Consider the following 15,185-nt stretch of genomic DNA (forward strand, 5'->3'; position numbering starts at 1 on the left):
TGCCTGTTTCTTGCGCGTAAGGCCCCCGGAACGGGGTACCGTCGTCGCATAAAAACAGCAACGCACCGTCGCAAACCTGAATATTTATGGCAAGAAAGGACGCGACGCCCCCCTCCAAGTTGGGTTAATCACTGTTCAAGTCCAAGAGTGCGGTAAGTCACGACGGTGAGCTGTGGTGCAACAGCCAACAAATCGGCTTAACGTAGTGGCCATGACCACGCGAAAAATTGGAGTGACCGAACTGGCTCTGCGTGATGCTCACCAGAGCCTCATGGCAACACGCATGGCCCTCGAAGACATGGTCGATGCCTGTGAGGATATAGACAAAGCCGGGTACTGGAGCGTGGAATGCTGGGGCGGGGCAACCTTCGACGCCTGCATTCGCTTCCTGAACGAAGACCCGTGGGAGAGACTGCGCACATTCCGCAAGCTCATGCCCAACTCACGCCTTCAGATGCTGCTTCGTGGCCAGAATCTTCTGGGATACCGTCACTACGAGGACGGCGTCGTCGATAAGTTTGTTGAAAAATCCGCTGAAAACGGCATGGACGTCTTCAGGGTTTTCGACGCGCTCAACGACCCCCGCAACCTCGAGCACGCCATGCAAGCTGTGAAAAAAGTGGGCAAGCACGCGCAGGGCACCATCTGCTACACCGTGTCCCCGCTACACGACGTGCAGGGCTACATTGATCTAGCAGGGCGTTTGCTGGACATGGGCGCGGATTCGATCGCGCTCAAAGACATGGCAGCGCTGCTCAAACCACAGCCCGCCTACGACATTATCCGTGGCATTAAGGACACCTACGGCGAGGATACGCAGATCAACGTCCACTGCCACTCCACCACCGGCGTCACGATGGTCACCCTCATGAAGGCCATTGAAGCCGGTGCGGATGTCGTCGACACCGCCATTTCCTCCATGTCCCTCGGCCCAGGGCATAACCCCACCGAGTCTCTCGTCGAAATGCTCGAAGGAACCGACTACGAGACCGGGCTTGACATGGATCGGCTCATTAACATCCGCGACCACTTCAAGACAGTGCGCCCGAAGTACGCGGAGTTTGAGTCGAAAACACTGGTCAACACCAATATTTTCCAATCGCAGATTCCGGGCGGAATGCTCTCCAACATGGAATCGCAGCTCAAAGCCCAGGGCGCGGGCGACCGTATCGACGAGGTCATGAAAGAAGTCCCCGTCGTTCGGAAAGCTGCCGGATACCCGCCGTTGGTGACGCCATCGTCCCAGATCGTCGGCACCCAGGCCGTGTTCAACGTGCTGATGGGCCGCTACAAAGTACTCACGGCTGAATTCGCCGACCTCCTCCTCGGGTACTACGGCGAAGCACCAGGTGAGAGGGATAAAGACCTCATCGAGCAAGCCAAGAAGCAGACCGGCAAAGAGCCCATCACCGAGCGTCCTGCTGACCTCCTTGAGCCCGAATGGGACAACCTGGTTGAGGAAGCTGACGAACTCGACGGCACCGACGGGTCCGACGAAGACGTCCTCACAAACGCCCTGTTCCCGCAGGTCGCGCCGGGATTCTTCAAGACTCGCCCCGACGGCCCGAAGAACGTCGGCAAGACTAAGGAACAGCTCGAGCGCGAAGAGGCGAAGGCCTCCGGCGACGCCACTGCCATCCGCGAACCGATTATGTACAAAGTCACCACAGGCGGCCGCAGCCACACTGTCTCCGTGGAACCCGCATAAACCAGTTGATCACCGCGAAAGACAGCAGAAACGGAGCAAATAAATGAGTGAGCAACCTCACGATCCCAGCATGCCTGAGCGCCTCGGACAGCTGGAAGAAGAAAGAAACCGCATCCGACTCGGCGGCGGGCAGGCACGCCTGGACAAGCAGCACGACCGCGGCAAGATGACCGCCCGCGAGCGCATCACCAAGCTTGTCGACGAAGACACGTTCCAGGAAACCGGAATGTTCGCCAAGCACCGGACAACGCACTTCGGCATGGACAAGGCCGACGCCCCCGCCGACGGCGTCGTCACCGGATCCGGCGCGGTCTACGGACGGCCAGTGCACATCGCGTCCCAGGACTTCAGCGTCATGGGCGGATCTGCTGGCGAAATGCAGTCCAACAAAGTGGTCGCCATGATGAAGGCGTCCGCGACCACCGGCACCCCCTTCGTCTTTATCAACGACTCCGGCGGAGCTCGTGTCCAAGAGGGCATCGACTCCCTCTCCGGATACGGCCGCGTGTTCTACAACAACGTGCTGCTCTCCGGACTCGTACCGCAGGTCTCCATCATCGCCGGCCCGTGCGCTGGTGGTGCGGCCTACTCGCCGGCACTGACGGACTTCATCATCCAGACCCGCAAGGCCAACATGTTCATCACCGGCCCCAAGGTCATCGAGTCCGTGACCGGCGAAAAAGTCACGGCCGACGAACTCGGTGGTGCCGATGCCCACATGAGCACAGCTGGCAACATTCACTTCGTCGCCGACGATGACGAGCAAGCCATCCTGATCGCGCAGAAGCTCCTGAGCTTCCTGCCGCAAAACAACACCGAAGAGCCGCCCATCGTCGATCCGGACGAGGTTGTCGAGCCCGACGATTCCCTCCGCGACATCGTCCCCGTCGATGGCCGCAAGGGCTACGACGTCCGCGATATCATCCGCAAGATCGTCGACTACGGCGACTTCCTCGAGGTCCAGGCCGGATACGCCCAAAACCTCGTGGTCGGATTTGCCCGCGTCGTTGGCCGGACAGTCGGTATCGTCGCTAACCAGTCGCAAGTGATGTCCGGCGTTCTGGACATCAACTCGTCGGACAAAGGCGCAAGCTTCGTTCGCTTCTGCGACTCCTTCAATATTCCGCTCCTCACCCTCGTCGACGTCCCCGGCTTCATGCCAGGTGTCGCACAAGAGCATGGCGGAATCATTCGCCACGGCGCGAAGATGCTGTTCGCCTACTCGGCGGCCACCGTGCCGAAGCTGACCGTGGTCCTCCGCAAATCCTATGGCGGATCGTACCTGGCCATGTGCTCCAAGGACCTTGGCGCGGACCGCGTCTGGGCGTGGCCCACCGCTGAAATTGCGGTCATGGGTGCCGACGGAGCCGTGAACGTCGTCTTCCGTAAGGAAATCAAGAAAGCCCAGGAAGAGGGTGGCGACGAAGCCGCTGCAGCAAAGAAGAGCGAACTCGTCCAGCTCTACAAAGACACCTTCTCGACGCCATACATGGCGGCGTCCCGAGGCCTCGTCGATGACATCATCGACCCCGCGGACACACGTCGCGAAATTGCTCTGGCCCTGGAGTTGCTGACCAACAAGCGTGAGAACCGGCCGTCCAAGAAGCACGGCCTGGCACCCAACTGATCGGAGAAGCATGAATACAGACAATGCATCCTCTGCTGAACTCAGTCAGTTGTTGGCCCGCCTGTCCAACCAGGTAGAAAAGCTCTCCCGCAACGTCACCAAGCTCGAAAATGAAGTTGCGGCACTGAAGCAGCGCTCTGACGAGGAAATTCCTGAAGATGTCTTGATTGCGATCAGTGCGGCCGTATCCGCCTACATGGGTAACCGCGGAACCGTGCGCGCAGTTCACTTCTTGCGCCATCGCAGCTGGTCACAGCAAGGTCGGCAGGCAGTTCAGCACAAGGCGAAATGGCAATAAGCCACGAATAGAAGGAACCCGAAAGAATGAAACTGACAGTTACCGTCAACGGCGTCCCCTATTCCGTGGACGTAGAAGTTGAACACGAAGAACGCCCCACACTCGGCACCATCATCACTGGTGGCAACAGCAACGGGCCAACACCCACCGCGCCGACCACCTCATCTGTCCAGGGTGTCAGCGCCAATTCGGTCACGGCACCCCTGGCTGGTTCCGTCAGCAAGGTGCTTGTGGAGGAAGGCCAAGCCATCACGGCCGGCGAAGTGATCGTTGTCCTTGAAGCCATGAAGATGGAAACCGAAATTACGGCCCCCAACGACGGCACCGTCACCGCGCTTCACGTGCAACCCGGCGACGCCGTTCAGGGTGGACAGTCTCTGCTGGAGATCGGGGACTAAAACCTGCATCTCGGCAGACGCGGTTGCACCGGTCGCTCCCGGTCGCGCCAGCTACCGGAACGTTGCTCCACCTGCTCAGGTACCGAAACGGTCACAAGTTCGTGGGAAATACCTGGCAACCGCCAGTGGTGCGAAATCCGTAGTAAAGTGTCATGGTGTTAGGCGATGTGCACACGAGCGTGCCATCACCGTCGCCCGCCTGCGGGAGTTATCCACGTAGACACGTGGCGACTGTGGCCACGTCGCGATATCACCACCCCGCTCTTATGAGCGCGGGTTACCCGACATGGATGCCGCTCGTTGCGTCGCAAAGCTAGAACAGAAGGAGAAGCCTATGGGTATTTCTGACGACATTAAGAACAAGGCAGACGAATTTGGCGGCAAGGCCAAGGAAGCTGCCGGTGACGTTACTGATAACAAAGACCTCAAGGCTGAAGGCAAAGGCGATCAGGCCGAGTCCAAGATCAAGCAGGGCATCGAGGACCTGAAAGACAAGGCCTCCGAGTTCCTCAATAAAGACAAGTAAGTCGGGGACTCACCCTATGAGGTCCTAACCGATTTCATAGCCGGGTTATGAGCGCAGTTGCGCTGGTAACCCGGTTTTTTAATACTCGCTATCGTTGTCCCCATGAAGCACCGGAGCACAGTTATGCCCGCCGACGCCTCCGCTGAACGTCGCGACGACCACTGCGACCATCTTGACGATCGGACCTATCGGACCCAACGTTTCCCCACGCCATTCGGCGATATCGACGTCACGATCAACGGCCACGCCATCGTGGCAGCGCAGTACATCATTGGTTCGGGCACCACAGATCCTGACATCACTGATCCCGGTGCGACGTCGGACATGAGCGAAGCCCAACGTCACCTTTTTACACAGATCGGCGAGCAGCTCGACGAGTACTTCAGCGGGACAAGGCAGGCATTTACCCTCCCGCTCGACGTCGAGGATGATCCCACCGAGTTCACGAAATCCGTGCGCGAAGAGATGAGCCATATTTCGCCCGGTGACGTGCTCACCTATGGCGAGTTGGCCGAAGCCGCCGGTCGGCCACGAGCAGCGCGCGCAGTCGGATCAGTGTGCAGAACAAACCCCATCCAACTCTTCATCCCCTGCCACCGAGTCGTTGCGGCTGGTGGTTCTCTCGGCGGATACATGGGAGGAGCTCGCGGCCTCATCCTCAAACAGCAGCTACTCGAAAGAGAAGGCGTCCCCTTTACCGCCGATGGGAAAGTCGATTTCCGCGAACTCGGTCGTCGGCAAGAAACGCAGTTTCACTGACCAATCATAGGTACGGGCCAATGACTGGTAGTCTCACAAGGAAATCACAGGATATTAGGGGACAATTCTATGGCTACAGGTTCTGGGCGGGTGCAAGATAAGACTGTGTTCGCCACGTTTATCAAAAGATTCCCGCCGTTTTTTGGCACCTTGCTCGCTGTGTATTCCTTTATCGCGCTTCTGTTCAGCGCGGTCAGGCCGGTCCGGCATCAGTTGCAGAGCATCCGGGAATTCTTTGACTACGTGATCCTCCCCATGCCAGAGGTCTCAATCTCATGGGCCCTCGCCCTGGGCCTGCTGGCAGGAGCTATTCTCGCCCGCAAACGCCTGGCCTGGTGGGTCAGCGTTATTCTCCTCGTGATCCTGAACATCGAGAACATCCTGCTCTTCGTGCTGGGCGTTAACGGCTACGACACCGGCAGCACGGTCACGACGGTTGAACTCAACGTCGGATTCATCGTCCAAGCAGTCATGCTCATCGGCCTTCTGGTTACTCGCTCCGCGTTCCCGGCGCGAACACGGCACGCGGCGATCAGAAAGGCCCTCGCGGTCTATGTCATCGGGGAAGGCCTGGTCACCGCCTGTGGCTGGCTACTCGTCGAGCTTTTCCCGCATACCCTGTCCCGCGGCAATCGTTTGCAATGGGTTCTCAACAAGTCCTTCGCCTTCTCATTGGTTGACGAAAAGTTCTTCGGCGGCCACCCGGAATGGATCGTGTCCTTCGTTATCATCCTGGCCAGCGCGATCGTTTTCCTCTTGTCCGTGTGGACCCTTTTCCGCAGCCAGCGCGATAACAATGCACTTACTCCCGACGACGAAACGGCCATTCGCGCCATGATCGCTCGGTGGGGAGAGGACGATTCCCTGGCATACTTCGCGACGCGCCGCGACAAATCGGTCATTTATTCACCTGACGGGCGGGCAGCGGTCACGTATCGCGTCGAACTGGGTGTTTGTATCGCGTCGGGTGATCCCATCGGCAACCCCGCTGCCTGGGATCAAGCCGTGGACGCGTGGCTGCACCAGGCAGTGATGTACGGGTGGACCCCGGCGGTGATGGGAGCCTCCGATCGGGGCGCGCACTGTTATTCATCCCACGGATTGCAAACCCTCCGGTTGGGCGATGAAGCCATCATCTACACCGATAGCTTCTCATTGAGCCAGCCCGAGTTTAAGGCAGTGCGTCAGGCCGTTGCCCGGGCACGGCGAGCAGGCGTGACCGTGCGGATCCGTCGCCACGGTGAACTCACCGATGAAGAAATGGCCAGCGTCCAGCGTGACGCCGACGCATGGCGCGACACCAACAACGAGCGCGGTTTCTCGATGGCACTCTCGCGCCTGGGAGCCCGGCCGATGCAAACAACCTCCTGGTCGAGGCCATCCAAGACGCCCACCATTCACCAACCGGCGTAGCCCGACGCGTCGGCGAGCTCTCCTTCTCCCCGTGGGGGCGTACCGGAGTGTCGCTGGACCTCATGCGTCGATCACCCGACTCACCCAATGGCACCGTGGAAATCATGGTGTCGGAACTCTGCAACGCTGGACTAGACGTCGGAGTCACACGAATCTCGCTGAACTTCGCCATGTTCCGCCAGGTCTTTGCGACGGCCCACGAACTCGGCACCGGCCCCGTCATGCGCCTGTGGAGGAGCCTCCTGGTCTTCCTGTCGCGATGGTGGCAGATGGAAGCGCTCTACCGATCCAACGAAAAATACAACCCCACCTGGGCGCCCCGGTACATCTGCTTCAAAGATAACCGCGCCATCGCCCGCGTCGGATTGGTGTCGGGCATCGTTGAAGGGTTCGTGCCCGCGCCCCTGTCGCGACGCAAACCCCCACTGACCCCCGTCGGATCCGTGAAACGAGAAGGCGCCGCCGAAGCACTCGAGCTCGCACCCCGCCTCATGGAGGAGGCCCGCGCCGGGCGTGCAGTGCACCATCGTCGCTCGGAACAAGTCAAAGTGCGCCTGGAAAAAGCCCAGCGCTTGCGCGATGAAGGAGTGAGCCCGTGGCCCACTGCCATCCGCCCGACGCATACCTGTGCGCAGATCGCCGGCATGGATGACGGTGTTGCCGCCTCAATTTCCGGCCGTATCATTGCCCGGCGCGACTTCGGTGGCGTCATGTTCCTCCAGCTCCATGACTGGTCGGGCGACACACAGGTGATCGTCGAACAAGCTCGGTGCAGCAATTATGAGGCCTGGCGCAAGGATCTTGACCTTGCCGACATTATTCGCGTTGAGGGCGAAAAGGGTGTCTCGCGGAAGGGCGAGCCGTCCCTTCTGGCAGACAGTATCCGGTTTGAAGCGAAATCCCTGCACCCGTTGCCCAACAAAACTGATGGGCTCACCGACCCTGAAGCGCGGGTGCGGTCCCGGCACATCGACCTGACTGTGAATGCTGAGTCGCGCCGGGCGTTGACGGCGAGGTCCGCTGTGCTGCACTCGATGCGGTGCGACCTGCACACTTCGGGCTATTTGGAGGCGGAAACCCCCATCTTGCAGCCCATCCATGGTGGCGCGAATGCACGGCCGTTTATTACGCACATCAACGCGTACAACATGAACTTGTATCTGCGCATCGCCCCCGAGCTGTTCTTGAAGAGGCTCATGTGTGGCGGGGTGGACCGGGTCTTTGAGCTGGGCCGCGAGTTCCGCAACGAAGGCGTCGATGCCACTCACAACCCGGAGTTCACATCATTGGAAGCGTATGACGCTCACGGGGACTACGAAACGATGATGACCCTGACCCATGAGCTCATTGTGAACGCGGCGACTGCGGTGCATGGGAAGCCCATCGTGACAGCACCCGACGGCAGTATGGTCGACATTTCCGGCGAGTGGCCCGTGAAATCCGTGCTCGACGCCATTACCGAGGGCGCGCGGGCGGACGGAATTTGGGACGGCCCGGTTATTTCGGTGGATACACCACGCGAAGAATTAGATGCCCTGATGGAACGGGCAGGCATGCCACTGCGCCCAGACGCTGACGACGGCACCATCATCGAAGAGCTCTACGACGAATTCGTGGAGTCGCGGACGACATTCCCCACGTTTTATAAGGACTTCCCGGTGTCCGTATCCCCATTGACGCGTCGGCACCGCAGTAAGCCAGGGTTAACGGAGCGCTGGGATCTCGTGGCGTGGGGCGTCGAACTGGGTACCGCGTACTCGGAGCTGACTGATCCTATTGATCAGCGTCAGCGTTTGGAGGAGCAATCGCTCCTTGCCGCCGGCGGAGACCCCGAAGCTATGGAGTTGGATGAGGAATTCCTTCGCGCTTTGGAATTCGGTATGCCCCCGACGGGTGGTCTGGGTATCGGCGTTGACCGCATCGTTATGCTGATTACGGGGTCGACGATCCGCCAGTCGCTGGCCTTCCCGCTTGTTAAGCCCGATAACAGCTGACATAACCACTACATCCATGAAACGCCTAGGAAACATTGCTGAAACATTCGTGATGTACAGGTAGTAGGGCAGAACGTGGAGTTCACCACCCATGTGAGCCTCCTGCGATAAAGTAACAATCTACCCCTGAAATAAACGAGAAGGCCCACGTCGCATTAGCACTGGGCTCGGTCTCTCACGGTTGACCCCGTGCGAGACCCCTGATCCTATTCACTGTGCACAACCCCGCACGTGGTAGATCTCACCGACAGACCACGGCTAACCAGGCTCGTTACAGCCATGTGAACGAAAAGGCGACCAGATGACGACTGTTCCCTCACGCCAGGGTCTCTACGACCCATCCTTTGAGCATGACGCCTGTGGCGTCGCGTTCGTTGCAAACATGCACGGTGACAAAAGCCGCGACATCGTCGACAAAGGAATCCAAGCACTTGTTAATCTCGAGCACCGCGGTGCTGCAGGTGCCGAGAAAAACACCGGTGACGGTGCCGGGATTCTGATTCAGATTCCGGACGCTTTTTACCGCCGTGAAATGGCCAAGCAGGACATTGAACTCCCACCCGCCGGCCAATACGCCACCGGCATCGCCATGCTGCCGGCTGCCCGGATGGCGGCGCTCGACGCAGTGCGCTACGTCGAAGACATCATTAAAGAAGAAGGCCTAACGCTCATCGGTTGGCGCGATTGCCCCGTCGACGATTCATCCATCGGCGCCATGGCCAGGGACGCGATGCCGCTGTTCCACCAGGTTTTTATTTCGGGAACCAAGGATGACGGCACCCCCCTCGAGGGCATTGACCTGGACCGGGCCGTGTGGTTCGTCCGCAAACGCGCCGAACGCGAACTCGGCAGCAAGGGTGCTGGTGCCGGATCGGGCGAGGACACCGTGTATTTCCCCTCGTTGTCCGCCCGGACCGTTGTGTATAAAGGCATGCTGACCACCCCGCAGTTGCGGGAATTCTACCTTGACCTGCAGGATCCCGAGGTGGAGTCCGCCATTGCGGTGGTCCACTCTCGTTTCTCGACGAACACATTCCCATCGTGGCCGCTGGCCCACCCCTACCGCATGGTCGCACACAACGGCGAGATCAACACGGTCCGCGGTAACGAGAACTGGATGCGCGCCCGTGAATCCGTGATCGATTCCGAGGTGCTGGGCTCTATCGACCGGGTCCTCCCGATCTGTGATCCGGGCGGTTCCGACACGGCTCGTTTCGACGAGGCCCTGGAGCTTTTGCACCTGGGCGGGCGTTCTCTGCCCCACGCGGTGCTCATGATGATCCCGGAGGCCTGGGAGCACAACGCCGATTTATCCGACGACGTCCGCGCCTTCTATGAGTACAACTCGTGCCTGATGGAACCGTGGGACGGCCCCGCCGACGTTGTCTTCACCGACGGCACCGTCATCGGCGCTGTATTGGACCGCAATGGTCTGCGCCCTGGTCGTATCTGGATTACCGACGACGGCCTGGTCGTCGGCGCATCCGAGGCCGGAGTCCTGCCCATCGACCCAGAGCACGTGGCGGAACGCACCCGCGTGAAGCCGGGCGAGATGTTCTTGGTGGACACCTCCCAGGGCCGCGTTGTCCTGGACGAGGAGATCAAAACTGACCTCGCGTCCCAGGCGCCCTATGGCGAGTGGGTCTCGCACAACCTTGTGCGCAAGGAGGATCTTCCTGACGCGGATTACCACTGGATGCCTCACCACCGGGCCGTGTTGCGCCAGCGTGTGTTCGGTTTCACGCAGGAGATCGTGGACATCATCGTCAAACCCATGGCCCTCAATGGTGCAGAGGCCATTGGTTCGATGGGCACCGATACGCCGATCGCGGCGCTCTCCGACCACCCGTCATATCTGTTCGACTTCTTCAAGCAGCGGTTTGCGCAGGTCACGAACCCGCCGCTGGACTCCATCCGCGAGAAACTCATGACCTCGCTGTTCACTCACTTGGGTGCGCAGCGGGACATCATGCACCCGGATGCGGACGCGGCGAAGCTCATCCACCTGGACGACCCCATTTTGCGTAACCGCGATTTGGCGCGGCTGGTTCACGCCAACGATGGGGGCGAGTTCCCGCAGTTCGACGTCGCCATTATTTCCGGGTTGTATGCCGTGGCTCACGGTGGTCGCGGAATTCAGGAAGCGTTGCGACGCATCCGCCGCGAGGTGTCGGACGCCATTGCCGACGGTAAAACGCTGATCGTGCTGAGCGACCGCGAGTCGGATGAGCGGTTTGCGCCTATTCCGTCGCTGCTGTTGACCTCCGCCGTCCACCAGCACTTAGTGCGTGAGCGGACGCGTACTCGGGCGTCGTTGATCGTGGAGGCGGGCGATGTCCGTGAGGTCCACGATATCGCCATGCTGATCACTTTCGGCGCCGACGCCATCAACCCCTACATGGGCTTTGAGACGATCGATGAGCTGCGTAAACAGGGCTCCTTGGGTGATATGGACCTCGAGACCGCGTTCGATAACTACACGAAAGCGGCGGTCAAAGGCCTGCTGAAGGTGATGTCGAAGATGGGCATCGCCGCGGTCGCGTCGTATCGCGGCGCGCAGCTGGCTGACGTCGTGGGCCTGAACCAGGAATTTCTGGACGAGTACTTCACGGGTAGTTTCGCCCCGATCGGCGGCGTTGGTTTGGAGGCCATTGCGGAGGCCGTCGGGGACCGCCACCGCGAAGCGTTCCTGCCCCGCCCCGAGGAGCAAGCACACCGCGAGCTGGAATTGGGCGGCGAGTACAAGTGGCGTCGTGAGGGTGAATACCACCTGTTCAACCCGGAGACGATTTTCACCCTCCAGCACGCGACGCGCACGGGCCGCTACGAGGTCTTCAAGCGCTACACCGAGAAGGTCAACAACCAGTCCAAACGGTTGGCCACGATCCGCGGGTTGTTCAAGTTCAACCCCAACCGTCCGCCGGTGGATATTGACGAAGTTGAGCCCGTGAGCGCGATTGTCAAGCGCTTTTCGACAGGTGCGATGTCGTACGGCTCGATTTCTGCCGAGGCCCACCAGACCCTCGCCATCGCGATGAACCGCCTGGGCGGCATGTCCAACTCAGGCGAAGGCGGCGAGGACTCCGACCGCTTCACGAAGGACCCGAACGGCGATTGGCGTCGTTCCGCCATCAAGCAGGTGGCGTCGGGCCGGTTCGGCGTGACAAGCCACTACCTGAACAACTGCACGGACATCCAGATCAAGATGGCCCAGGGCGCCAAGCCCGGCGAGGGGGGGCAGCTGCCCCCGCACAAGGTGTACCCGTGGATCGCGGAAGTGCGCATTACCACTCCCGGCGTCGGGTTGATTTCGCCGCCGCCGCACCACGACATTTATTCCATCGAGGACCTCGCCCAGCTCATCCACGACCTGAAGTGCGCCAATCCGGATGCGCGCATCCACGTGAAGTTGGTGTCGGAGCAGGGTGTCGGCACGGTTGCCGCGGGTGTGTCCAAGGCGCACGCGGATGTGGTGCTGATTTCCGGCCACGACGGCGGCACCGGCGCCTCTCCTCTGGGGTCCCTGAAACACGCGGGTGCCCCGTGGGAGCTGGGCTTGGCGGAGACGCAGCAGACCTTGCTGATGAATGGTCTTCGCGACCGGATCACCGTGCAGTGTGATGGCCAGCTGAAAACCGGCCGTGACGTCGTCATTGCTGCCCTCTTGGGCGCGGAAGAGTTTGGTTTCGCGACGGCTCCTCTGGTGGTTGAGGGCTGCATCATGATGCGCGTGTGCCACCTGGACACCTGCCCGGTGGGCGTGGCCACGCAGAACCCGGACCTGCGGGCGAAGTTCAGCGGCCGCGCCGAGTACGTCGTGAACTTCTTCCAGTTCATCGCGGAGGAAATCCGCGAGTACATGGCGGAACTCGGTTTCCGCACCGTCGACGAGATGGTGGGCCACTCCGAGATCCTGGGCGTGAACCGTGAAGTGGCAGATAGGCACCCGGATGCGGCGAAGCTCGATCTCTCGCCGATTTTCGCGCAGCCGGACAGCCCGTTCATGTATCAGGACAAGCACTGTACGAAGAAGCAGGACCACTCGCTGGACAAGGCGTTGGATAACCAAATCATTCGCGACGCGCGCGAGGTCATCGACGCGAAGAGTGAGTGCGAGCCCCTCGAGCTGTCCTACCGGATCTCCAACGTGGACCGCTCTGTCGGCGCCATGGTCGGATCGGAGATTTCCCGCGTTGGCGGTGCCGACGGCCTGCGTGAAGGCGCCTTGACCGTGGAATTTGAGGGATCGGCAGGTAACTCCTTCGGCGCATTCTTGCCCCACGGAGTCACCCTGGCCCTAACCGGCGACGCGAACGACTACGTCGGTAAGGGACTGTCGGGCGGACGCATTGTCGTGCGTCCCGACCCGCACTATGTCTCGGCGGTGGAAAAAGCTGGCCGTGACGTGTCGGGCGACATCATCGCCGGCAATGTTATTGGTTATGGCGCGACCTCGGGCGAGTTGTTCGTCCGCGGCACGGTGGGCGAGCGGTTCTGCGTGCGCAACTCGGGCGCGACCGCCGTCGTCGAGGGCATCGGTAACCATGGGTGCGAGTACATGACCGGCGGCCGCGTGGTTGTCCTTGGTCATGTGGGCCGCAACTTTGGTGCTGGTATGTCGGGTGGCATTGCATTCCTTCCCGACGACGGAATCCCCGCTGGTCAGGGCGGTATCCGTGACCGTATCGATACGGCGCTGGCTGATATTGAGGAGCCTACCGCGGAGGACGTGGCCTGGCTGGATCAGACTGTTGCAAGTTATCGGGAGTGGACTGGTTCGACGACACCAGTCGGCACATTTGTGAAGGTGATGCCACGGGATTACCGCCGTGTGCTCACGATTATGGAGAGTTGTCAGGCTCAAGGACGAGATGAGGCAGCAACTGCCGAAGCGATTATGGAGGCTGTGCACTGATGGCTGACCCACATGGATTTCAAAAGTATTCCCGCCACGACAAAGCCCACCGGCCGGTTCCGCTTCGGCTACTGGACTGGCACGAGGTGTACGAAAAGCAGGACTTAACCGATCTGCGCCAGCAGGCAACCCGGTGCATGGATTGCGGGATCCCCTTCTGCCACGACGGTTGCCCGCTGGGGAACATCATCCCCGAGTGGAACGACCTGGTCCGTTTGGGCCGGTGGCGTGAAGCCTTCGACCGCCTTCACGCGACCAACAACTTCCCGGAGTTCACGGGCCGTTTGTGCCCCGCGCCGTGTGAAGGGGCGTGCGTTCTGGGCATCAACGATGACCCCGTCACCATCAAGAATGTCGAGTTGGAAATCGTCGAATATGGCTTTGAACATGACTTTGTGAAGCCCATTCGCCCTTCATTCTCGACGGGCCAGTCGGTCGCCGTGGTGGGCTCCGGCCCTGCCGGGTTGGCGGCCGCGCAGCAGCTCACCCGCGCCGGCCACGACGTCACCGTGTTCGAGCGTCACGACCGCCTGGGTGGTCTGATGCGCTACGGGGTGCCTGAGTACAAGATGGAGAAGAAGTGGATCAACCGCCGCCTGGAACAGATGGTGGCGGAGGGAACCCAGTTCCGCACTAACATTTCCCCATCCGTGAGTGACCTGCAAGGCTTCGACGCCGTCGTGTTGGCGATCGGTTCGACCATCGGCCGCGACCTGCCCATTGAAGGCCGCGACTTAGAAGGCGTCTACCAGGCGATGGAGTACCTCCCGGAGGCCAACAAGGTCCAGGAAGGTGACAGAGAAGTATCGATGATCGACGCCCGCGGAAAGAACGTCGTGATCGTTGGTGGTGGCGACACGGGCACGGACTGCTTCGGAACGGCATTGCGCCAGGGCGCGAAGAGCGTCGTGCAGTTCGATATCGGCCCGAAGCCACCGCGGCCACGGGCGGCATCGACCCCGTGGCCAACCTTCCCCCGCAAGCTTCGCGTCGCAACGGCCCACGAAGAGGGCGAGTACGAGGTCTCCGGCGAGGAAGAAAAGGAACTCGTGGAGAAGCTCGGCCTGGACGCCCGCGTGAAAGGGCACCCGCTGGGCAACCGCCAGTGGAAAACGAACACGGTGGAGTTCATCGGCACCGACGGGAAGATCACGGGGCTGAAGGGCACCCTGGTGGACCGCACCCCGGAGGGCACGATCCCCATCGAGGGGTCCGATTTCGAGATCGACGCGGACCTGGTGCTGCTCGCGATGGGATTCGCATCTGTGGATCGCGCCGGGATTGTCGACGAGTTGGGGCTGGAGATCGACGGCCGCGGGCGGATTGTTCGCGACGAGAACTTCCGCGCGGAGGTGCCGCTCACGGCTGGATTCCGGGCGCCGGTCTTTGTTGCTGGCGACGCGGGGCGCGGGCAGTCCCTCATCGTGTGGGGGATTTCGGAGGGCCGCTCGGCTGCAGCCGCAGTGGATCGCCAGCTCATGGGCGAGTCCAGTTTGCCGACCGCTATCGTGCCGACGGACGTGCCGATGCGGGCGTAGCTGCCGACT

8 protein-coding genes and 1 pseudogene are annotated in these 15,185 nt (G+C 60.8%); all 9 read left to right on the forward strand.

The annotated features are described in order from the left end of the window. Positions 1-211 precede the first annotated feature (211 nt). Complete coding sequence (locus CKROP_RS00220) at positions 212-1,708, forward strand: methylmalonyl-CoA carboxytransferase subunit 5S (protein WP_041628700.1); 1,497 nt, start codon at positions 212-214, stop codon at positions 1,706-1,708. Between the two features lie 43 nt (positions 1,709-1,751). Next, positions 1,752-3,335, forward strand: coding sequence for an acyl-CoA carboxylase subunit beta (locus CKROP_RS00225; protein WP_012730730.1), 1,584 nt, complete (start codon positions 1,752-1,754; stop codon positions 3,333-3,335). 10 nt (positions 3,336-3,345) lie between these two features. Next, positions 3,346-3,633, forward strand: a complete 288-nt coding sequence (locus CKROP_RS00230; RefSeq protein ID WP_012730731.1) for a methylmalonyl-CoA carboxyltransferase — start codon at positions 3,346-3,348, stop codon at positions 3,631-3,633. 26 nt (positions 3,634-3,659) lie between these two features. Beyond that, positions 3,660-4,031: a biotin/lipoyl-containing protein gene (locus tag CKROP_RS00235; protein ID WP_012730732.1), complete on the forward strand. Its 372-nt coding sequence runs from the start codon at positions 3,660-3,662 to the stop codon at positions 4,029-4,031. 334 nt (positions 4,032-4,365) lie between these two features. After that, the gene (locus tag CKROP_RS00240) at positions 4,366-4,557 is read left to right on the forward strand and encodes a CsbD family protein (protein ID WP_041628701.1); all 192 of its coding nucleotides are present in this window, start codon (positions 4,366-4,368) and stop codon (positions 4,555-4,557) included. Positions 4,558-4,659: 102 nt separating this feature from the next. After that, positions 4,660-5,316, forward strand: a complete 657-nt coding sequence (locus CKROP_RS10420; protein WP_081429361.1) for a methylated-DNA--[protein]-cysteine S-methyltransferase — start codon at positions 4,660-4,662, stop codon at positions 5,314-5,316. 180 nt (positions 5,317-5,496) lie between these two features. Then, positions 5,497-8,723: pseudogene (lysX, locus tag CKROP_RS11845) on the forward strand (bifunctional lysylphosphatidylglycerol synthetase/lysine--tRNA ligase LysX). A 301-nt stretch (positions 8,724-9,024) separates the two neighbouring features. After that, positions 9,025-13,638: a glutamate synthase large subunit gene (gene gltB / locus CKROP_RS00255; protein ID WP_012730735.1), complete on the forward strand. Its 4,614-nt coding sequence runs from the start codon at positions 9,025-9,027 to the stop codon at positions 13,636-13,638. Beyond that, positions 13,638-15,176 carry a glutamate synthase subunit beta gene (locus CKROP_RS00260; RefSeq protein WP_012730736.1) on the forward strand — a complete coding sequence of 513 codons (1,539 nt, stop codon included), beginning with the start codon at positions 13,638-13,640 and terminating at the stop codon, positions 15,174-15,176. Before gltB ends, CKROP_RS00260 begins: the two co-directional genes overlap by 1 nt. The last annotated feature ends 9 nt before the right edge of the window (positions 15,177-15,185 follow it).

Source organism: Corynebacterium kroppenstedtii DSM 44385 (assembly GCF_000023145.1).
Taxonomy (GTDB): Bacteria; Actinomycetota; Actinomycetes; order Mycobacteriales; family Mycobacteriaceae; genus Corynebacterium; species Corynebacterium kroppenstedtii.

Excerpts from the sequence above, each read along its gene's own strand:
- CKROP_RS00220 (WP_041628700.1), top strand. The coding sequence starts at position 212 with ATGACCACGCGAAAAATTGGAGTGACCGAACTGGCTCTGCGTGATGCT.
- CKROP_RS00225 (WP_012730730.1), top strand. The coding sequence starts at position 1,752 with ATGAGTGAGCAACCTCACGATCCCAGCATGCCTGAGCGCCTCGGACAG.
- CKROP_RS00230 (WP_012730731.1), top strand. The coding sequence starts at position 3,346 with ATGAATACAGACAATGCATCCTCTGCTGAACTCAGTCAGTTGTTGGCC.
- CKROP_RS00235 (WP_012730732.1), top strand. The coding sequence starts at position 3,660 with ATGAAACTGACAGTTACCGTCAACGGCGTCCCCTATTCCGTGGACGTA.
- CKROP_RS00240 (WP_041628701.1), top strand. The coding sequence starts at position 4,366 with ATGGGTATTTCTGACGACATTAAGAACAAGGCAGACGAATTTGGCGGC.
- CKROP_RS10420 (WP_081429361.1), top strand. The coding sequence starts at position 4,660 with ATGAAGCACCGGAGCACAGTTATGCCCGCCGACGCCTCCGCTGAACGT.
- gltB (WP_012730735.1), top strand. The coding sequence starts at position 9,025 with ATGACGACTGTTCCCTCACGCCAGGGTCTCTACGACCCATCCTTTGAG.
- CKROP_RS00260 (WP_012730736.1), top strand. The coding sequence starts at position 13,638 with ATGGCTGACCCACATGGATTTCAAAAGTATTCCCGCCACGACAAAGCC.